Source organism: Gemella sp. zg-570, from assembly GCF_018866345.1.
Lineage (GTDB): Bacteria > Bacillota > Bacilli > Staphylococcales > Gemellaceae > Gemelliphila.
The window spans coordinates 1362723-1385581 of record NZ_CP076443.1; the positions used below are offsets into that span (position 1 = coordinate 1362723).

Annotated in this window: 16 protein-coding genes; all 16 read right to left on the bottom strand. The window is 28.4% G+C overall.

What is annotated here, in order from left to right; all coding sequences use genetic code 11:
• Window positions 1-91 precede the first annotated feature (91 nt).
• Window positions 92-736, bottom strand: coding sequence for a single-stranded DNA-binding protein (locus tag KMP11_RS06640; protein WP_216279791.1), 645 nt, complete (start codon window positions 734-736; stop codon window positions 92-94).
• Window positions 737-786: 50 nt separating this feature from the next.
• Window positions 787-7245, bottom strand: coding sequence for a helicase-related protein (locus KMP11_RS06645; protein ID WP_371741379.1), 6459 nt, complete (start codon window positions 7243-7245; stop codon window positions 787-789).
• Between the two features lie 56 nt (window positions 7246-7301).
• Window positions 7302-7727 carry a TnpV protein gene (locus KMP11_RS07975; protein WP_371741380.1) on the bottom strand — a complete coding sequence of 142 codons (426 nt, stop codon included), beginning with the start codon at window positions 7725-7727 and terminating at the stop codon, window positions 7302-7304.
• An 880-nt stretch (window positions 7728-8607) separates the two neighbouring features.
• Window positions 8608-10020, bottom strand: a complete 1413-nt coding sequence (locus KMP11_RS06650) for an ATP-binding protein (RefSeq protein ID WP_216279793.1) — start codon at window positions 10018-10020, stop codon at window positions 8608-8610.
• A 77-nt stretch (window positions 10021-10097) separates the two neighbouring features.
• Entirely contained in the window at window positions 10098-11063 is a 966-nt protein-coding gene (locus KMP11_RS06655) for a DNA cytosine methyltransferase (protein ID WP_216280196.1), read from the bottom strand.
• A 41-nt stretch (window positions 11064-11104) separates the two neighbouring features.
• Window positions 11105-12841, bottom strand: a complete 1737-nt coding sequence (locus KMP11_RS06660) for a DNA topoisomerase 3 (RefSeq protein ID WP_216279794.1) — start codon at window positions 12839-12841, stop codon at window positions 11105-11107.
• 56 nt (window positions 12842-12897) lie between these two features.
• Window positions 12898-14835 carry a coiled-coil domain-containing protein gene (locus KMP11_RS06665; protein WP_216279795.1) on the bottom strand — a complete coding sequence of 646 codons (1938 nt, stop codon included), beginning with the start codon at window positions 14833-14835 and terminating at the stop codon, window positions 12898-12900.
• Window positions 14822-15700, bottom strand: coding sequence for a CD1107 family mobile element protein (locus KMP11_RS06670; protein ID WP_216279796.1), 879 nt, complete (start codon window positions 15698-15700; stop codon window positions 14822-14824). The genes KMP11_RS06665 and KMP11_RS06670 overlap by 14 nt, the downstream gene beginning before the upstream one ends.
• On the bottom strand, window positions 15684-15905 hold the full coding sequence (locus KMP11_RS06675; protein ID WP_215756837.1) for a hypothetical protein: 222 nt from the start codon (window positions 15903-15905) through the stop codon (window positions 15684-15686). The genes KMP11_RS06670 and KMP11_RS06675 overlap by 17 nt, the downstream gene beginning before the upstream one ends.
• Before the next feature lie 47 nt (window positions 15906-15952).
• The gene (locus tag KMP11_RS07750; protein ID WP_253195955.1) at window positions 15953-18256 is read right to left on the bottom strand and encodes a CHAP domain-containing protein; all 2304 of its coding nucleotides are present in this window, start codon (window positions 18254-18256) and stop codon (window positions 15953-15955) included.
• A 3-nt stretch (window positions 18257-18259) separates the two neighbouring features.
• Window positions 18260-20737, bottom strand: a complete 2478-nt coding sequence (locus KMP11_RS06685; protein WP_216279797.1) for a VirB4-like conjugal transfer ATPase, CD1110 family — start codon at window positions 20735-20737, stop codon at window positions 18260-18262.
• Entirely contained in the window at window positions 20670-21065 is a 396-nt protein-coding gene (locus KMP11_RS06690) for a PrgI family protein (RefSeq protein WP_215756835.1), read from the bottom strand. The genes KMP11_RS06685 and KMP11_RS06690 overlap by 68 nt, the downstream gene beginning before the upstream one ends.
• Window positions 21066-21067: 2 nt before the next feature.
• A complete protein-coding gene (locus tag KMP11_RS06695) occupies window positions 21068-21376 on the bottom strand; it encodes a hypothetical protein (protein ID WP_216279798.1) in 309 nt (102 codons plus the stop codon).
• Between the two features lie 9 nt (window positions 21377-21385).
• Window positions 21386-22249: a VirB6/TrbL-like conjugal transfer protein, CD1112 family gene (locus tag KMP11_RS06700; protein WP_216279799.1), complete on the bottom strand. Its 864-nt coding sequence runs from the start codon at window positions 22247-22249 to the stop codon at window positions 21386-21388.
• Window positions 22250-22259: 10 nt separating this feature from the next.
• Window positions 22260-22475: a Maff2 family protein gene (locus tag KMP11_RS06705; protein ID WP_134744142.1), complete on the bottom strand. Its 216-nt coding sequence runs from the start codon at window positions 22473-22475 to the stop codon at window positions 22260-22262.
• A 1-nt stretch (window position 22476) separates the two neighbouring features.
• Window positions 22477-22788 carry a single-stranded DNA-binding protein gene (locus KMP11_RS06710; protein WP_215756843.1) on the bottom strand — a complete coding sequence of 104 codons (312 nt, stop codon included), beginning with the start codon at window positions 22786-22788 and terminating at the stop codon, window positions 22477-22479.
• Between the last annotated feature and the right edge of the window lie 71 nt (window positions 22789-22859).

Below are 22859 nucleotides of genomic sequence, written 5' to 3' on the forward strand. Positions count from 1 at the left end.
TTTATGTAATTATAATACATATTATACCATATTTTTATATAAATTTCTTCTTAGACAATAAAAAAGACAGCCCCTAAGGGCTGCCACAACTCTACAACTCAACTCCTTTGTCTTTTTTATCATCCACTTTACTTTCGTTACTAATCTTATCTTTAAATTTAGCAATAGCATCTAAAGTTGACACTTTCTTGTTTTCAGTTTCTTTTTCTTGAACCTTAGCTTTTAAAACTTTAGAATAAATAGCTTTTACATTAAGATATTCATTACCTTTTTCATCAGTTGAATATCTTTCTTCTCCTGATATTTTTACAAAATCCCCTTTTTTCATATCTTCAACAAACTTCGTCTTTTCTCCATAGGCTGAGATATTAATAAATTTACTTTCACCTCTTTCATCATTGACTGCAATGTTAAAGTTTGCAACTTTGAATTTTCCATTTTTTCCTTCTATTTCTTCAACTTTAACATCAGACACAATATTTCCAACATACACATTAAGTTCTACTTCTTTTTCATTTTCTTTAATCACACCATTATTTGCTAATTCATCAATCATATAATCAAATTCTTCGTGTAGTAGATTCATTCCATCATTTTCCATAAATTGTTCGTAAAGGTTATTTAAGGCTTCTTGATTATTTACTCCTTTTTCTACACTAATAAGAGCTTTTACAAAGTCCTCATAGTTATTATTAATCATCTCGTTAAGGGTGTTTTTCATTTCTTTAAAATTCATTGTAAATCTCCTTTCAAATAAACAAGGAGAAGCAATTGCTCCTCCTAAAACTATCTTTCATTTTCTCTTTCTTGCTTTAATTCTGTTGAATTATTTTCATTACTAATCTTTTCTTTAAATTTTTCAATCATACCTAAAGTCGATTCTTTTTGCTCTACTATTTCTTTTTCATCAATATCAAATGTAGATGACAAATAATCACTATCTTTAAAGTCATTGTCATACCTGTCAACAATACCGTCATTATCTAAGTCTTTTTCTAGTGGATCATAAAAGTTTCCGTCATCATCTATTTTAAGCCCAAGTTTAGTATATAAATCATCTTCATTTACTCTCACAAATTCACTAAAATCTCCATACTTCATATCTTCAAGTATTATTTTTAAAACATCTTCTTCTGTTCTATCTTTAGCTAAACTATCCACAGTAATAACTGTATCATCAACATAAAGTGTGTAAGTATAGTCTTTTAAATTTACTTCAAATTGAATGGAATGTGCCGAATCTTCCGTTTCTGTATATGCTATTCCAATTCTACTTAAATCACTAAATTGATTATCAAAATCTTCATAATTAAGACCACTATTATATTCTCTATTACAAAAATCAATAATTGCTTTTTTGACATCTTCAAGTAGTGGATTAAGATTTTCTTTTTCTTCTACATCTCCTAAATCTAATAGTCGATTGATTTCTGCAAGTCTTAATGTTTTTTCTTTTAATTCTTCTGCTTTTTCAAAAGACTTTTTAACTTCTATTTTTGCATTGCTTAGTTGATTTTTTGTTGCTTCAAGTTTTTGGATAGAATCTTCTAGCTTATCTTTTAGTTTATCAAGTACATTATCCATTCTTGTGATATTACCATCTGAACTTTCTCCAATTTCTCTACTATGTTTTAATTGCCCATTTAATGAGAAAATAAACCTATTGAAAAAACTATCATAACTAACTTCAATATCAAAATTTCTATATTTACCTATAACTTGATTTTCTTTTAACCTCATTGTTTTTAAAGTATCCAGTAACTTTTCACCAGCTTCTTTTTTATCTGTATAGGTAATTCCTTTAATTTCCATTTGAGTGAATTTTTTATCACTAGTTCCTAGTGGCTCTACATTTTGAATATCAAGTTTTAATTTTTCAATTCTGTCTTCAAGTCTTGTAATTTCTTTAGGATAAAATTTTATTATTCTATCTTCTAATTTATATACATTTGATTTATGATTTGCTTCAAGCATTTTTAATTTAGTTACTTCTACATCCAAATCCATTTTCTCTTTAATAAGTGGATTACCTGTTGCTAAGGCTTTAATTTCTGCATAAGATAATGTATTCTCGTCAACATCTTCAGCAACCCTTACAGGTGTTTTACTTGTCATAATTTGAGAAATAAAGCGTTGTTTATTCTCTATTGTTTGCCACAAGTAACTATCAAATGTATTTTCCGTTACATATCTAAAAATATTTACTTCTTTATTTTCGTTTCCTTGTCGTACAATTCTACCTGCCCTTTGTTCTAAGTCAGACGGTCTCCAAGGAACATCCACATCATGTAATGCAATTAGTTTATCTTGTACATTTGTACCTGCTCCCATTTTTTGTGTTGACCCAAGTAATACTCTTACTTCTCCTTTTTTTACTTTCGCAAACAATTCATCTTTTTGTTTTTCATTATTAGCATCATGTATAAAAGCAATTTCTGTTTCTGGTACTCCTAGATTAACTAGCTTATTTTTAATATCATCATAAATATTAAATTCACCATATCCTTTAGGTGTAGACATGTCAGAAAACACAAGTTGTGTTGATTTCTTTTCTTTTGTTTTGTCCCAAATACTGAAAATATTTTTTACACATACATTCACTTTAGAATTTTCATCATCAGCTAGTAATGGATTAATTAATCTTTGATCTAATGCTAATTTCTTGCCATCATTAGTTATTTTAAGCATATTATCTTCTTCAGGTTCTACTCTTTTATCACGAACTTTATCAGCTCTCTCAGATAATGATTTTAGTATTTCTTTTTGTTCTTCAGTAGGTTTAGTTACAATTGTTTCATAATGTGCTGTTGGTGTAGGTAAGTTTAACATATCAGCAGTTTTTATATCTGCTACATCTTTAAACATACTCATTAATTCAGGAAGATTATAAAACTTAGAAAATCTTGTTTTAATTCGGTATTTATCTCCCTCAGGTGCTAATTCAATTGCACTAACTGTTTCACCAAATGTTGATGCCCAAGAATCAAAATGTTGTAGTCCTTTTTGTTGTAATTCATCATACTGCAAATACCTTTGCATTGTATATAATTCCGTCATGGAATTACTAACAGGTGTACCAGTGGCAAACACAATTCCTTTTCCATTTGTTACTTCATCAAGATAACGACATTTCATAAACATATCCGAACTTTTAAGTGCTTCAGATTGTCCTATCCCTGCTACATTACGCATCTTAGTGTATAGGAATAAATTTTTATAGTTATGTGCTTCGTCTATAAATAACTTATCTACTCCAAGTTCTTCAAATGTAATAACATCATCTTTCTTAAAATCATCATTTAGCTTTTTAAGTCTTGTTTCTAATTTTTTCTTAGTATTTTGTAGCTGCTTAACAGTGGAATTTTGATCCCTACTATATTTATATTGTTCAATATAGTCAATAATTTCAGCAATTTCAGCCTTAAGATGATTTTCTTGATATTCCTTAGACATTGGTATTTTTTCAAACTGTGTATGCCCTATAATGACTGCATCGTATTCTCCAGTTGCAATTTTACCAATAAATCTTTTTCTATTTTGTGGTTCAAAATCTTTCTTAGTCGCAACCATAATATTAGCTGCTGGATATAGTTGCATAAATTCTCTACCAATTTGTTCTGTTAAGTGATTAGGCACAACAAATAAAGACTTAGAACACATTCCAAGTCTTTTACTTTCCATAGCACTTGCCACCATTTCATATGTTTTACCTGCTCCAACAACATGAGCAAGCAAGGTATTCCCACCATATAAACTTCTTGCGATTGCATCTTTTTGATGTGATCTTAAAGATATTTCAGAGTTCATTCCCTCAAGTAATAAATGACTTCCGTCAAATTCACGATTAACAACTGAATTAAATTTTTCATTATATATTTTTTCAAGTCTGTGTCTTCTTTCAGGATCTTCAAAAATAAAGTTTTTAAATTCCTCTTTAATTAATTCTTGTTTTTGATTAGCTAACATCGTTTCTTTTTTATTTAATACCGATGTTTTAGAACCATCTTCATTAATAATTTGATCCCAAACTTTTGTATCACGAAGATTTAAGCAATCCTCGATTAATTTATAGGCACTTACCCTACTTGTCCCATAAGTTAAATTGGCAAGGTCATTATTTCTGTCAACACTTTTCCCCTCTACATTCCATTCGCTTGTAAATGGAGAATATCTAACATTAATATCCCACATAGCATAACCAGGTGTTTTAAGTAAATGAACCATAAATGACTTTATATCTTTTTCAGGAATCCATGTTGCTCCAAGCCTTACATTAATTTCACTTGCTGTTAATTCTTTTGGCATAACTTCTTCTAATTTTTGTTTTTGAAATGTCAATTTGGATATTTCTTCTTTAATCTCAGTAATCTTATCTGCTTCTTTGTCAGATATAAAAGATAAAACATTACTATGATAAGCAATGTATTCATTCATAACAGCAATTTTTTCTCGAATATTTCCACTTAAATACTCATCTGCAGTTACATAGTTAAAGGCAAAATTTTCTTCTTTTTGTTTTTCTTTAAATGGAAACAAATTATTTTCTTTGTCAAAAAGTTTAATATCTAAAAATATTTGCCCTTTTAATTCATTAATAATACTATCTTTATTCATGTCACTTAATAAACTTGACATATAATCAAAGTCAATTCTTCCTTTTGATGCAACAGATAAAATTAATGCTTGCTCTACTGTATCTACTTTATCAATACTTTTTGCTTTTCTAATGGTGCGTTTATAGAAAATATCTCCTTTTTCTTTGAATTTTCCTTCTTTAAGTTTTTCAATAGATGATACAAGTGGATAATGACTATCTTTACTCAATAATTTATTATTTTGTTTTGCATTAATAAATTGATGTTTTTTAGAAAAGCTATCATAGACTTCATTTAATTTATTTTGGGCTTCTTTAATTTCTTCATCAGAGTAATCTTCTTTTTGTAGCCTAATCACTTCTTTAAGTACTGATGTTAATTCAATATAGTCTTTTATTTTTTCTCTTTCTTTATCATTAAATAAATATGCAACCATAACTGAATCTTCTCGGTAATATATTTCATCTTCCACTAAAGTAAAAGAAAAGTTTTTAACATCATCATTTGCTGGAATAACTTTTATATCATTATCTACATTTTTTAAAACTTCAATGTCAACTTCTTCATAATCACCCTTTAAATTTGAAACAGCTTGTTTAAGCATTTCTTTTAAATCTGTATTTTCTTTTTCTTCACAAGTCAGGACATTTCCAAAACGCCCACTAACTTCTTTTATTTCTCCCAGTACCATTTCAGGATTATCCACAAAGTATTTATTATATTTATTTCCATTAACATCATAAGCAAGATTATACCAACCCTGTTCTATGTCTTTAACACTAGTTTTTTTCTTTAAGAATAAAATATCACTTGTTACTTCTGTTCCTGCAACACCTTTAAAGGTTGTATTAGGTAATCGAATTGCCCCAAGCAACTCACAACGACTACCTATATAGCGTCTAATCGTATCATCTTTTTTGTCCATTGTTCCACTTGATGTAATAAAGGTAATTACGCCACCAGGTCTTACTTTATCAATAGACTTGGCAAAGAAATAATCATGGATTAAAAAATTATTTTTATCGTATTCACGATCACTTACTTTAAATTCTCCAAAAGGTACATTTCCTATTGCTACATCAAAAAAATTATTACTGAATTTACTTTCTTCAAAACCTTGTACTTTTATATTGCTTTCTGGATATAAAAACTGTGCTATTTTCCCGCTAATCGAATCAAGTTCAGTTCCATAAACTTTTGATTTGTTCAGCTCTACTGGTAAATTACCAATAAAATTTCCAATGCCTAAACTAGGTTCTAGTATATTTCCACCCTTAAAGCCAATTTTTTCTAAGCCTTTATATATACCGTCAATAACAATTTTTGGTGTATAAAATGCCGTTAAAGTACTTTCCTTAGCATTTTCATATTCTTTAGATGTTAGATTTTCTTTTAAGAAATTTCTTGCAACTTCCCATTGTCCTTTTTTATCTTCGTCAAATACTTCTGCTAAACCACCCCAACCAACATATTTGGCTAAAACTTCTTGAGCAGTTGTATCTAATTTTCTTTGTCCTTCTTCAATTCTTTTAAGCATAGAAATAGCTTCAAGATTGTGATTTAATCTCTCACTTGGGCTTAGTTTTTCTGCTTGTACTTCTTCAGTAATGACAAAATTGTTAATATGATTAACTTTTGTATTGTCTTTATTTCCTTCTTTATTATCTTCTTTTTGTAGCTTTTCTTCAAAAACATTCTCAATATTTAATTTATCTTTTAAATATTCATTAATTTTATAGACAGTAAATTCCCCACTATCAATTAGTCCATCCACCTTTGTGCTTTCAACAAAGGTAGTTCCTGAATATAACGGATATTGTTTACCTTCTACAAATACATGTTCATTTGAAGAATGTATGTCTAACTCAATTTCTTTAATATCACTTTGAGATAATAAAATAAACTCTGTTCCTACTTTTACGGCAATTTTACTGTTTTTAAATGCCTCAATATCCTTTTCTAACTTTTCTATAAAGGGATTTAATTCTGAATTATACATTAAGCTATTTGTACTGATATAACTAACTCGATATTCTCCGAGATGATTTTTAAAGAAATCTAAACGAATTAAGTCAAAAAAATCCTCATCTTCTTTAAATGGATTAAAATCTTTTAATGTCCTACCATCTCTAAACTCAAAATCCTTAAAGTATTCTTTTAAAATAGGTGAATCATAATCTTTTTTATCTACTCTAACAGATAAGCTAGTCGGTGTTAATTCACTTGAAATATATTCTTTTATATCCTCATTTTTATGATGAATAACAGGTATATCCGTTTTTTCAAGATTATCAATTTCTTTTTCTTCAAAACTTAATTCACCGTTAAATACAATTTGTAATTCTATTTCATTCATTTGTTTTCTAAGTTCTGTATCTTTAAGTTCTCTGAAAGTTTTTGGGAAATCTTCTAAAACAAGTCTTTCAGCACCAAGTTCTTCTAATTCTTTAATAGAAAAATATCCCCATTCAGCTTCCCCACCTAAAACTAAACCAAATGCTTCTTTAGTATCCTTATCGTATTCAGTCATATACCAAGTCCAATTAGATTTAAACGGAATAAAATAAGCTGCGTGTACTTGCTTTTCAGATGCTTTTACTTTTTCTTGTCCATATAATTTTGGTACTCTTGCAAGCATTTCATCTGTCATTAATTCACTAGGATTTTCTTTGGAATAGAAAAAGGAAGTAGTTTTTTCTACTTCCTCTAGTTGTAAACTATCTCCTCTAAGGTCATCTCCCTCAGGGTAGAATTCAAGTTGTTCATAAGACCTACCCACTGCATTTGATCTTTGACTTTCAACTCTTCTGTTATCCCCATATTTTTCATCATCTCTGGTTTCATTTTCTCCATAAAGTTTTCTGCTTGTGTCTGAATTTCTATAAGATGTTTCAACAATGTTTTCTCTTGATACATCTGTTGTAACATGATTTGATGTTTCTCTTCTTGTGAGTTCATCAAAAAGTTCAATCTCTCCTTGGTAAAGAAACTCATCGGTGCTTGTTTGTAAAGTTCTTGCCTTGTCAATTCTACTATCTTCTCTAAGATTTCCTCTGTTGTTGGCATCTCTTGAAATGAATTTTCTTTCTTCTCCATTAAGTTCATCTCCAATGCTTGATCGAAGTCCATCATCTTCTATTCCTCCTTTAATCTGTGTATGATTTTCAATATTTAATTCCTTGTTTTTTATATTGTACTGCTTATCAGCCTCTTTTGTCTGCTCATTTAATCTGAAAATTTCTTTTTCTGCTTCTATTACGGTTGTTATGATATTTTTATTTATTGTGCTTAAATATGCTCCTAAATTTTGAAAAGATATCTCATCAAAATCTTGTAAATGATTTTTTAATAGTTCAACTTTAGGAACATGATTTATACCTAATCTTTCAGATACAGATATTAATAAACTTTCTTCCAAAAAGTTCCTAAAATCATTCTGTTTAAAGGCTTCTATTTTCATTTCATTAGCAATTACTGAATAATTTGCATTAATAAACTGTTTAATGACCTCCTTTAGTTTTGAAATACTCGTATCGTGTTCATCTATATTCATGTATGCTTTTTTTAAAATATTATCTAATGTGTCATTCCTTAAATCAGCATTCATCTTCCAAAGATTTATTTCATTAACATTTCTATCTTTTGAAACAGTTTGAGAAACATCAAAAACATAAACAACCTTTTTATATTCGCCAAATTGCCTTAAAGTCGGAATACCTTTTTGCCCTCTTTTCACAACACGATTAAATGTTTTTTGCCAAAAATCATATTCTCCACAAGCTGTTGCCTCTTTATTGTGATAGGCTATACTGACTTGACTATTAAAATCATATTTCGAGTTATTTCCAATAACTTTAAGTAATGCAACATATCTTTCGCTATCTTTTAGATTTTCCTCTAACATTTTTTTTAATAGATGTTCATAATCATTTATTCTCATTTTTACCTCCTTATTTTATTACATAGAAAAAGACGATAGTGTTTCATCTATCGTCTTATAGTATCCATATTTTTAGTTTGTATCTTTTAAAGTGTATTTTCTGTTCTTGTTTTCACCTATAGCTTCTAATATATTATCTGATACCAATAAAGATAATAATTCTCTTGTTCTTGATGATTTAAGTTCTAGTAATTCTTTTATATCATTAATGGTGAAATATTCAACTTCATTTGCAAATTGAATAATTAATGCTTTTTGTTTTTCTTTTATCGCCGTTTTTTTATCGCCGTTTTTTATCGCCGTTTTTTTATCGCCGTTTTTTATCGCCACTTTATAATTCAGATTTTTTAAAATAATATAAAATGAACTTTGTGTAGAACGAAATTCTGCTTTTAAAGTTTCATTATAGTTTTCTTGTATTTCATAATTATCTAAAATCTTCTTTAATCCACTTCCTCGTCTTTCCATTAAATTCATCCGACTAAAAAGATCAGCTATAATCGGATTTCGTCTTTTGGATGAAATTTGATAGGGATTTTGTTCTTGGATCAATGTCCCATCAAACATGCCACCAGGTGAGTAAATTTCTAGTCGATCATCATAAATATCAATATGAACTTCAGAACCTATTTCACTATAATCTCGATGGATTAGTGCATTTACCAAGGCTTCTCTTATTGCTATTTCAGGATAATCGGGATATTCTATTCTTGCTTCATTTCCCTTTTTCCACATTTTTTTAGAATTTGATTTAATAAAGTCTTCTCCACTTTGTAGTAGATATAAAAGACCACCCTCATATTCTTTATCATCTAAGGCTTCTAGTCGACTATTTGCCTTATCAAGTCCATTCCATCTTGTCGCAAAAATTCTTGATTGATAAACAAGTCTTTCATCAGCAAGTAATGCTCCTGCATAGGTTAAATATCCCTTATCATCAACAAGCGAAAAAGAAATTAAATCACTATCAACTAAATCTTTTTTCGTTTTTTGGTAATAAACAGCTTTTAGTTTACTAAAGGATGCCCTATCAATTTTAATATCACTTGAAATACTGTCAAAAGTCTTGTTTATTCCTCTTAATACAAGATTTTTTAATTGATTACTATTAGCTATAACACTTTCGTTACCAATTCTTATAAAAGCTATCCTACTAGCACCATCAATTAAATAGTAGGGTGTTTCATTGCCTGAAAAAATACTTAATATAATAAAATCCTTATTATAGATTCTTTCAATATTTAATGATATCTGAGGAATGGGATCTAGTTTTGTCTTAATTATTTCGCTAATGATTTCAGAATCTTGCTTGGCATTTTCTAAACCCAGTAATTTATCATTATCATCTATTCCAAAAAAGATTTTTCCACCATTTGTATTCGCAAATGCCACAACTGATTTTAACCAACTTTTGGGTCTTTTTACTTCTAACATAACTTTTTTATCATAAGAACTTGTTTCACCAATATAGTTTGATAAATCCATTATTTACTCCTTTCTATTTATTTTGCATTAAATTGTCTTTACACTTTTGACATTGTACCATTTTTTGTGCTTTTTCTCTACTCTAGCAATTGTATTTTATTTTTAAAAATTTCTTTTAAAATGGCTTCTAATACATCTACTACAATACTATTTCCTGCTTGTTTATATAGTATTGATGATGTTTTATTTTCTTTTTCTGGATATATCTCTCTTAATTTATTAAAATCATCATCTGAAAATCCCATTAATCTAAAACATTCTCTTTCAGTTAGATATCTATACTTGCCATTTTTTAAATCAACGATGCCAGCATTTGGTATTCTCATCTGTTTTGTTGATATTGTGTAACAAAATTCTTGAACTATGTTTAATCTTCCTTTGAATTTTTTATTTGATTTATCATCTTGTATATATTTTAACATTGACGCTTGTTTTACTATATACTTATCACTACAATCAACTTCTAAAAATTCGTTGATAGCTTTCTTCTCTTTTTTCTCTAAGTGATTAAAGTCAAAATTGTTTTCTCCTAGATAACTTATCGCAAATATTCTTTCTCTATTTTGTGGTATTCCAAAATCTTTTGCATTTAGTAATTGATATTTTGTTTCATAACCAAGTCTATTCATTTCAGCAAGATAATAAAAAAAGGCAGCCCTCATATTTTTATCAAGGACGCCTTTAACATTCTCCCATATCACCCACTTAGGTTTATGTTTTGCATGTTCAATAATTCTTATTGTTTCAAAAAGCAAACTAGATCTTGTGCCACTTCCTTTTTCTCCACCTTTTTGTAGTCCAACTCTACTAAAATCTTGACATGGACTACCGTGCATTAAAATATCTATTTTTTCATTAGGTAATTCATAATCAATCACTGATTTAGGTTGATAATTTTCTTGATAAAGTTTGTTGTAGCTTTTTACACAATTTTTATCTATCTCCACATAGTCAATCACTTTATAAGGAATTTGAAGATTAATAATAGCTTTTCTAACTGCACCAATACCTCCAAATAATTCTACAATTTTTAATATTTTGATTATTATCACCTCCAAACAAAAAGGCGACTAAGTTCTTATACTTACTCGCTTTTCTTTTTTACTATTTCATATAATTGTATTGTTGATTTTATAGTGTCTTCTATTTCTTTTAAAAATTCTTGTTCACTAAACTTCCCAATAGAAATATCGTACAATTTCATTTCCCAAATAGCTGTTGTATTAGCATTCTTTAAAAAATCTGCAACTATTGTAATTAATTGTATGCCTTTTTCTGTTACTAGAAGATTTTTCTTTTCACGAATTATAAAACCCTTCAAGATTAATGTTTCAATTATTCCCGCTCTAGTAGCAGGTGTGCCTAGTCCTTTTCGCTCTACCTCAACCTCTTTATCAATAAATTCAGTTCCAGCAATCTCCATCGCCTTTAAAATACTTTCTTCAGTGTAATGCTTAGGCGGACTAGTAAACTTCTCTTTTATTTCCTTATTTATAACTTCAAAAGTATCCCCTACATTTACATCATGTAAAATTTCTTCTTTACTTTCTTTTTTATATTGTTTTAAATACTTTGTAAATCCTTCATCCACAACAACTTTCCCATTCGTTGTAAATTCGTAAGTATCTCCTTGAATTTCATAAACATAGATAATTTTAGTCGTGATTTCTTTTAAAGGATAACCAAAACTTGCATATGTTTTATTTAAGATTAAGTCATAAATATTTTTTTCTTTTGTATTTAATTTTGATAAATCATATTCCATACTGCTTGAGGTAGGTATAATAGCGTGGTGATCTGTTACTTTTTCTGAATTGAAAACCTCTTTAATTCTACTTGTATCAAAATCATACTTACCTAAAATTGAATTTATCGTACTTATAATCATATCATTGCTTAAATATCTACTATCCGTTCTTGGATAAGTAATTAATTTCTGCTCATATAATTTTTGTGCAATATCTAATGTGTCTTTTGCACTTAATCCAAAATATCTATTGGCTTCTCTTTGTAATGTTGTTAAGTCATAGAGTAAATCAGGTCTTGTTGTTTTTTCCTTTTTAATAACATCTGTTATCTTGATATTAGTGCCAATAGCCTTATACACTAAGTCCTCTACAATTTCATAGTTATCCATTCTACCTGTACTTAAAGTAAAACTTCCCAAATTTAATTCACCAACATAATATTTTTCCTTTTTAAAATTTTTGATACTTTCATCTCTATCCACAATCATAGCTAACACTGGTGTTTGTACTCGCCCCACAGAATAATGTTGGCGATATAAACAAGAATATAACCTACTCATATTCATACCAATTAACCAATCTGCTTTTGCTCTAGCTAGGGCTGATTGGTAAAGATGATTATAATTTTCTCCCCTTTTAAGATTTTTAAAACCCTCTTGAATGGCTTGATCCTCTAACGAAGAAATCCACAGTCTTTTTATTGGTAATGTAGATTTGCTTTGATTATAAACTAATCTAAAAATCAATTCGCCCTCTCTTCCAGCATCACAAGCATTAATTACTTCACTAATAGTTTTAGATGTGAGTAATTTCTTTAGTACTTGATATTGTTTCTTTGTACTTTTAGAAACATCATACAAATATTCATTTGGAATAATAGGTAAATCCTCTATATTCCATTTACTATACTGATCATCATACTGTTCTGGATTTGCCATTTGAATAAGATGTCCTAAACACCAACTGACAATATAACCATTCCCCTCTATATAGCCATCTTTTTTATCTTTTACACCAAGCACCTTTGCAATACTCATTGCAACACTCGGTTTTTCTGCAATAACTAATTTCATATTTCCTCCTATCTAAATATAAGGCAGCTAAATGATTTAACTGCCTTGTCTAATCTCTACTCCATTGATTTGTCTTGATTTTTTAATACAAACGAAAATTTGATTTGCATTTTCCCATTGGTATCTTTATTATAAATAGCCTTTGGTGTTTTTAAATTAAACTCCCACCCATGTGTTTCATTCTTAAATGTTGCATATGCTATATCTTCATGAACCATTTTATATTCATTATTTTCTTTAATATATTTTGTAAAACGAATAACCATTCCACTTAAATCAATATCATCATTGTGTTTATATTGTCTTTTTGTTGGGAATTTTATAATTGTTTCAGGATACCATTGACCTATCTTAATATCCTTTGGCATATCAACATTTGTTCGTTTTATGTCATCTTTTAGTTTAATAACTTCATTCTCTAAACCTTGAATTAAATTAGTAATTCTAACAAGTTCTTCATGATTGACACAACAGCGTGCATCTTCATTTAGTTGCTTGATTTGTTTTTCAAGATCATTTATTTTAGCTTCTTTTTCTTTAATAATATCCTCTTTTTCGACTAACTTATGATTAAGTATATTATTTTCTTGTTGTAGATTTGCTTTTTCTTCTTCCAATGTTGTTTTTTCAACCATTAAAATTTCTTTTTCTTTCTCAAGAATTAAGATCTTACTTGCTAGCTTATTTATTTCATCTTCTTTTTCCTTAATCAAGCTATTTTTTTCTAAAAGCTGATTAGTTAAAATATCATTACTATTTTGCAAAGTTTCTTTTTCTTTTTCCAAATTTTCTTTTTCATTTGCTAGCATTTCTTTTTGATTATTTAGGCTAGTTATTTCATTGGTTAATTCTATAATTCTATCCTCTTTTTCTTTAATAATTTTATCTTTTTCAGCTATCTGTTTTGCTAATTCTAATTTTTCATTTTGTAGAGTAGTATTTTCTTCTGTTAAATTTTTCTTGTCTTCTTGTAAACTAACAACTTCTTTTTCAAGTTCTGTTATTCGTTTTTCTAGTTCAACAATATCTGCTTTTAAATCAGCGATATTCCCTATTTTTTCATCTAAAAGTGTCTGAATATTCGCTAATTCTTCTTGTAATATTGTTTTTTCTTTTTCTAATTTCTCTACTCTTTCTTGTAATGCTTCATTTAAGTTATCTTTAGTTGATAAATCCTGTTCTAAAGTTGTCATTCTTGCTTGTAATTTTTTTACACTTTCTTCTAAACTAGAAATGTCATCCATAGTTAAATCGGTCATAACCTCTGTGTGTTTAACTCTTTTTACATTTTCTTCGATTGCTATTTTCAAAGGGACTTCCCTTCCAATATTTGAAATCTCAATATATTCACCATTTATTGTGTAACTTGCATTCCCGTTCATATTTGGATTTGCTTTTTTAATATTATCAATAACTTTATATTTATCTTCAGTCTTTAATTCCCCATCATAATCAATGGTTACTTTTTCAATATGTCGATTCAAAATTCTTACAACATTTCTAACAATTTGACTTTTTAAATCATTACCATTCCATCTTGCAATTTCTCCTGAAAGAAAGGCGTATCCTAAATATCTATCTTTATTACTGTCTGTATCTAATAACAACACATTTACAGCTGTGCCAATAAGGTTGTAATCTTCTTTACTTAACAGATATTTGCTATATGGTTTTTTAGTCCTATAATACCCATCCCCTCTACGAATAAAATCATTTTTATCTAGTGTAATACTTTTATTCACTACTGAATGATCTGATTTATGTTCAAATGTATAACCTACTATCATTTTGAAATCAAACTCAAATCCTAACTGCTCAAAATGGTTGTCAGATGATTGTGAGTGAAAACTAGCTGTGTAGTATGTTTCATCTTCTGTCGCTACTCTTCCTTCATCACTTTCAATAGCGTAAACTGGTGTAACATTATGAATAATGTTTGTTGTTGCTAAACTTACAAGCATCATTACTGCTAAAAATTTTTTATATGTTTTCATCTTCTTCCTCCTTTACTTCTTCTTGATTTTCTTCGAAAAATTCATCATCATTTTCATCTTCTTCAAAATCAAAATCTTTTTCTTGTTTAGGTTTGATAATTTTAAAATAATAACCTACTCCTAATGCTCCTAAAAGGACAAGACCTAAAATAAAATAAGAACCTAAGCTATTGTCTTGCTTTTTAGGTTCTTTCTTCACTTCTTCTTTAGTTTCTTGTTTAACTTCTTGTTTTGGAATTTCTTTAATTTCTTTTGTTTCTATCATATTTAGTAAATCTCTTTCTGAAACTTCAGTTACTAATTGAACATTATCACTAGATTGATCATGATTTATAATTAAATGAAATACCTTGCCACTTTTCGTTTTAAATGTTAGAAACTGTCTAGCATCACTACTTGGTCTTTCTTTTGACTGAGTTGTATTGTTTTTACTATCACTTTTTGAAGTAGTTGATTTGCTGACAATATCTCGTCTAATTGGATATTCTTTATTATCAGCACCGACATTTTCTATTGATGTTCCCCTTGCTTTACTTTGTGGAGTTGCAAGTATTGGGCTATTATTGCTTGAATTTTTAGAATAGCTTTCTAAAAGTTCTTTCATTTCTTCCTTAGTAACTCCTTTATTTCCTTCATCAATTGTTTTTTCAGAGTGTTCTTTTTCAGATAGATTTGCTTTTTTATTTTCTTTTGTATCTTCTACCACATCAACTGTAAAGGAATTTTCTTTCGTAACATCTTCCTTACTTACCTCCATGGTAAAGTCTTTTTCTACTTCCTTTTTTTCACTTGCATATACACTTACTGGTATAGCCATAAAGCATAGTGTAAATACAAGAATTATTTTTTTAAACTGTTCTTTCATCTTTTTTCTCCTTATTCTTTAAAATGTTTATTAAATCAAAAAATCCAATGTTTTCTTCTTTTAGAATAACATTGACATGATCTGCTTGAATTTTATTTTTCTCTTCTTGAATTTCTGCTAATTTTTGCTTAATATCTTCTTTTTTAGCATTGAGTTTTCTTTCCTCTTTTTCCAGTTTTATATATCTTGCTTCATTTTTTTCCATTAGTTCTCCTTTCAATTTTTTAATAAAAATAATAGACCTTTATTGTTCTACAACCCATAATCAATATAGTAGCACTGACTTGCATCTTCTTTTGAAATAGTTCTTGTTGAGATAATAAATTCTCCCTTAACATTCATTTCTGAAACAAGTACTGAACCATCTTCATTCACCTTTTCTACAAAGGCAATATGTCCATATTGTGGCGATGACCCTGCAACTCCTGGTGGAAAACTGATTGCTGTTCCTGCTCTTGCATTCCTTGACACTGAATAGCCATAATTTTGTGCGTAAAATGCCCACTCACCACCATTACCCATTGGACTATGCTTAATTGGTTTTCCAAGTTGTGAGAAACGATTATAAACATACCAAGTACATTGACCAGGGTAACCACCATTTAAACTAGCAACATAATTTGGATCAGGTTGTGGAAAATCACCTCCTGAAACATCAAAATCATATAAACTACTTACTCCACTTGGAAAGACAGGAGAATTGGCATCAGAAAAGAATCTAGACATATTTCCTTTTGTTTCATACAACATTTCAAAATGTTTTATATTATCTGGATATCCTTGTAACCTAGAAAGTATTTCATTTTTCATATCATTTTTACTAACAGTAACAATCAACTTTTTATACTCATAAGGAACTTCAATACTTTCTAATATTTCATTCCCATCTTCATCAATGGTTGTGTAATACTCTGTTTTATACCTTATTTCAATTTCTTCCTTGTACTCAACATCATAAATAGCCTTAAATAAACTTTCTAATTCATCTTCAACTTCATTCATGTTTTCAGCTTCTCCAAATCTTGATGTGATGTAAGAAAGAAGTAGATGAGTATCATGAGAAATATCAATATTATTGTGAATAATATATTCATCGTATCCTGGATTAGATGCTTCTACTCTTTCAAGTTCATTTTCTAAATTTAATTCTTTTGTTGAATAGCTTTGATTGATTGCTAAAAGTTTTGGTTCACTAGCTAAATAACTTGTTGCTAGTACATTATTTCCTGTACCTCCAAACATTCCTCCTATAGATGAAATTAGTTGAAATACCATCATAAATAAAATTAAGAAACCAACTAATACTCCAACAATTTTCTTTGCATTATTAACTACTAATTTTGAAGAGGCAACTAAAATATCTTTTACTTTCTTTTTAACTCTATCTCTAAAGCTGATTTCATATTTTTGATAGATTAGTTTTTTCATTTGTTTTCTTTGAATAAATCTTTTATAAATCGTTTTTTGTTTGTAACTATCAGTATGAATTAGCGAACTTAATTTATCTTTGTATTCAAGTTTAGACTTTCTTTTTCGTATTCGTTTATTTAACTTAGATACTTTGCTTTCTTGCCTTTTTAAAAGTTTACTTTTTCGATTTCTTGAAAATCTTTTAACTAAACTCACTGATTGAGATATTTTATCTAAAGACTTCTCACTAGCTTCTGCTCCTACATTTTCATGACTACCATGTGATATATAGCTTGATAATATACCTGCACTACTTGCCATAGCTCCTAACATCTTTTTATTACCTTTATACAGTATTGAATCTTTAGGAACTTTTTTATTTAGTAAGTTATCTTTTTTACTTTTTAACTTTTTTAATTTTTTGTCCCTTGCACCTAACAAGCTATCCACATCACCAAAGCTTTGATCAATGTTACTTTCTTTAGATTTAGCAAGAACTTCCTCAACTTTCTCGCCTTGTGTCTTGTTCTTATCTCTCGTAAATATTTCATTTTTAAAATAATTTTTTCTTTTATTTTTTGTTTGAGTGATTACTTCCTTACTATTTTCTTTTTCGACATCATAAGTAGATGAAAAATAATCGCTACTATTTATATTGTTATCATATCGATCAATTACTCCATCATTATCCAAGTCTTTATTAAGTGGATCATAAACCTCAGTTACATTTGCGTCTGTATTTTCTTTGAATATTCTTTGATTTGATTTTTTCTGTAATGCCTTTTTATCTAATGAACTATCTGTAAAATCGTTTATATTATTTTTAGTTTCTTTACTATTTAATATCTTATTTTTAACACCACTATAATTAGACTTTTCACTAAGATTAAATTCTAAAATATCATCATTTTTATTTCTTAAAAATCTTTTCTTTGGTTTTTTATCAGTTGTATTACTAGATAAGAATTTTGTCTTTGTATGTTCTATCTTTTCATCAAATCTTTTATTCTCACTAATTAGCTTACCTTTAAAGTCTTTCTGATGTTCTAAAAAATTAATTTCTAGTTTATCAATATTTTTTTCATTAAAATCTTTTAATGATGTTGTAGAATCTCTTATTTTTTTACTTAATACTTTTCTATTCATAATCTACTCCACTTCTTCAGGTTTTGTTGTCATTTTCTTGTAAAGTACAGTATGTTTAGGGAACTTATCTATAAATGGAACGATTGTATTCCCAAAAAATAAAAGCCCCTCTCCAGCATTTGAATTAGTTACATAGTTTAGCTGATAAGGGGATATTTTTAATTTTTTAGCAAGTATTTCTCTATCGCCACTTGCTTGATTTAACATTAATACAAAATCTGTATTATCAAATATATTTTCAATTTCTTTACTTGCCAATAAATCTTTTACATTCTGAGTTAATCCTGTCGGAATACCTCCCCATTTACGAAATCTTTTCCAAATTTCTACTGAATACTGGGCTGTTTGTTCTTCTTTTAAAAGCAAGTGAAACTCATCAATATAATACCTTGTTGCTTTTCCCTCCACTCTATTTTTTGATACCTTATTCCATACTTGGTCTTGAATAACAAGCATGCCTATTTTTTTAAGTTGTGTGCCAAGTTCCTTAATATCAAAACATAAGAGTTTTTTATCTAAATCAACGCTTGAATGATGATTAAAGACATTTAAAGAACCTGTTACATATATTTCCATTTCTGTTGCTAGTTTTTTTCCTACAACTTCTTCTTGATTTTTTAACATATTATATAAGTCTTGTAGAATTGGCATATTTTTTGGAATTGGATTATCAAAATATTTTTCATAAATCTTAGGTAAACATCTATCAATAACTGATTTTTCAGCTGCACTTAAACCACTTCCTCCTACCACAAGTTCAAGCATCGACATAATAAAATTTGCTTTATCTTTAAGTGGTGCATCACCATCACCATAATTCATATTAATATCTAATGGATTTAAATAGTCTTTACTTTTTGCACTGATTTTAATCACTTCTCCATTAAATTGTTTAACTAAATTGCCATACTCTCCCTCTGGATCACAAACAATAATATCATCATTTGTTACTAGAATAGCATTTGTTATTTCCCTTTTTGCACTAAAACTCTTTCCACTACCAGGCGTTCCTAAAATTAAACCATTAGGATTTTTTAATCTTTTTCTGTCTGCCATAATTAAATTATGGCTGAGGGCATTTAAGCCATAATATAAACTTGCTTCACTACTCATAAATAGTTCTTGTGTCGTAAATGGCATAAAGACTGCTGTTGACGATGATGTAAGTTGTCTTTTCAGACTTAACTGATTTATGCCAAGTGGAAGTGAAGATATTAAACCTTGTTCTTGTCGATGATCAAGCAATTTAAGTGGGCAGTTATGTCTATTACAAATACTTGCAATATTTTCTACACTAGCATCTAACTTCTGTTTACTTTTTGCAACATTTAAAATTACAAAAGAAACCATAAACATCTTTTCATCTCGTGATTGTAAATCATTGAGTAATCTTTTAATATCTTCTCCATAAGTAATTAAATCTGATGGCAAAATATCCATATCATAACCACTGCGAATTGCCTTTTTATTTTCTTCAATTCTCATCTTATCAATATCTGTATTTTTTCTTTTAATCATCTTGATTGCTTCTACTTGATCAAGTGCTTGAATGTGTATAGAAACATACATGTTCTCTTCTAAAGATAAAATTTCAGACAGCATTCTATCCGACAATTCACTTGCCATAATAATAAAATGACTAGCAGAACCTAAATGACTACCTAACTTAAAAAAGTCTTTAGGTGTAAAATCTAATGCACTTGGAATAATATAGGCTTTGGATTGTTTTTTCTTTCTATCCTTACTGCTGTCTTTTTCGTTTGATTGTTCAAGTACCATTGATACATCTTCATAAGTCGGCATAAAACTTTTACCAACATTTAACATATCATGCATAATCTTTAATCTTTCAAAGCCATCTAAACTTTCTGCCCTAACTCCCATTGCTTTTAATTGTGATAGTATTTCAATTTCAAGTCTTTCAAGTTTTACCTTAGCTTGCTTGAAATAATCTGCATGTACTGTAAAAATTATATATCTTTCTTTTTTCAGACCGTTATTCCCCTTGGAAAGTTGATTTTTAAGCATTTCTCTAAATTCACTTCGGACATCATTAAAACCATCTTCTTTTTCAGGAATATTAATAACTTTCTCCATTTCCCTTAATCTACCTAATTGATTGGTAAAACAAAACTGAATGCTAACACTTGGATCAAAGGAATTTAAAAAGTTAGCAAACTGATTGAAAATCATATCTCTTGCTTCTTCAAGTGCTAATTGATAATTAATATCTTCAAAAGAAATCATTTTATTATAGGTTGTTTCATTTACTTTACAAATACCATCATCATACATTATTTCATAAGGAATGCTATCTTCTAGTGTATATCTCTTATCTTCAAGTTTGAAAAAATTAAATGTTGTTTCAAAAATTCCTTTTTTCTTTTCTTTACCTAGATTTTTTAAATCTTTTTTACTTCGATTTAAATTTTTTTGATCTTGATTTAACTTTTCTACTCTTTTTCTTTGTTTGTTTTGCATTTCTTATTTCCTCCTTTCTTTGCTTGATATATTCACTTTCCTTTATTCTTTTTTTCGGTTGATAAAATTGGTGAAGATACATGGCTTTAAAATACTCTTCTGCCTTTAAACCGTCTTTTTCATAAAAAGTCATAAATAAAAACGGAAAAGCTAAAAGAACCAATAGTATCATAGAAATATCGTTTCCAAGTACAGATCGTGTATTTAGATATACTGGAACAGAGACAATACCAGCTAAACAAAAACCTATCAGTTGTCTTTTTGTTAAGTTAAAAGCTATTTTTGTCTTTACTTTATTTAAGTCTTTTGGTATTCCTACATAAGCCATAGCTATACCTCAACTTGTTTCTTGTCTGATTTATCTAATTGTTTACTTAATGTTTCGATATGGTCATAGCAAACAATAATTTCGTTTTTTACTTCTTCCATATCATTTGTTATATCTTGGTATCTTTCATCTTGTAAATCGACACATGTATTATATTTGCTTGAAAACTCAGTAAAATTAGTATCTACATGTTCTCCTAAATAATTTACTTTTTCATCCACTTTTCTTATCCTAATACAATTAACAACTATACCTACTAAACCTAATACCACTCCACCTAATAAAATATTTTCTTTATTCTTTATATTCATTTTTTCCTCCTAATGTGCATTCATAATACTTTTTGCGATTGTTCCACTCTTTAACATCATAAGACCTAGCAAAATCGTATAAGCTAAAATCATAAATGTTGATGTGTGGATATCTGTTATGTTTACTGTTTTGATTAAAACAGCATAAATCCCAAGACAAATCATCAAGAATAATCCTTGTAACGCCAAAGCAAATAGTCCTTTAATATAATTTGTACCAATACTTCCCCATTCTTTATTTCCCATTGTAGAAAATGGAATAGAAGCAACAGCACTATATACATAAATTTCAAACATACGACCATAAACAATGATTGTGATTAAAATAGATACACCTTGAATCAACATTTTTACAAGTGATGTTTCTAAGGCAATAGCAATCAATTCTCCTACCTCTTTTTGTTTCAATGCTTCTATCATCGAAATAAATTCTGATGATGATAAATTAGAACTTGTATTAATCACTCCTGCTGCTTTTACTACTAAATTTTGTGCAACATCAAATGAAGCCATAGCAAATTCAAAAGCATGTGAAACTAAATACACTGCAATTGCCATTTTTATAATATATTTGAAAAATTCAAAACTATCTCCATCATGCATATTATTCTTATTCATAACCATTTGAATAAGTTCAATACACAAAACTGCTGTAATAATTAAACCTGCAATAGGTATAATCACAGTATCATTGATATTTTTAATAAAGGAAAAAACCTCAGCATTAAAACTTTGAGGTGTTTTTCCTACTTCACTTGATACAAATGTTACTTTATCATTTATATCGACAAACATTACTTCTAAATTTGACTGGATTATTCCGATAAAAATATCTTGGAAAAATTCTTTTATTTTATCGAATATCCCAAACATAGATTACTCCTTAATTAAAGACATTTGATAGTAGTGGGATTAGTTTTAATCCAATAAGGACAATGCCACCACCTGCCATAAGTTGCTTAATTCCTTGTGATTTTGCACCAGGGTTATCATTTCCATAACCTTCCATTAGGTTGATTACTCCCCAACCTCCTAGACCTGCACCTATTGCAATGACTAAAGTCTTTAAAACATCTACTCCTTGTGTAAAAAATTCCATGTTATTTTTCCTCCTTATTTTCTTCTTTTTCAATTTTATTTAATGATTTTACGATAAAGTTCTTATATACTTTATCTGCTTTTTTGTTTTCCTTGTAATATCCATAGACATGAATAAAATCACCTTTTTTAAAATTTTTGGTAATTTCTGTTTTTTCTCCATATACAGAACAGTTGATATATTCCTTTCCACTACCATATTTTTTCACTAATGTGAAATTAGCTACTGTTACTTCCTTATCATCTTTTGTAAAAGTATTGGTTTTAATTTCATCAACTAAATTTGCATTGATATTAATCATTTCATTATTCATTTTAAATTCCTTTCTCTTTAAAAAATAAAAACGACTAGATACCACTTATCTACTCGTCTAAGATTACATGT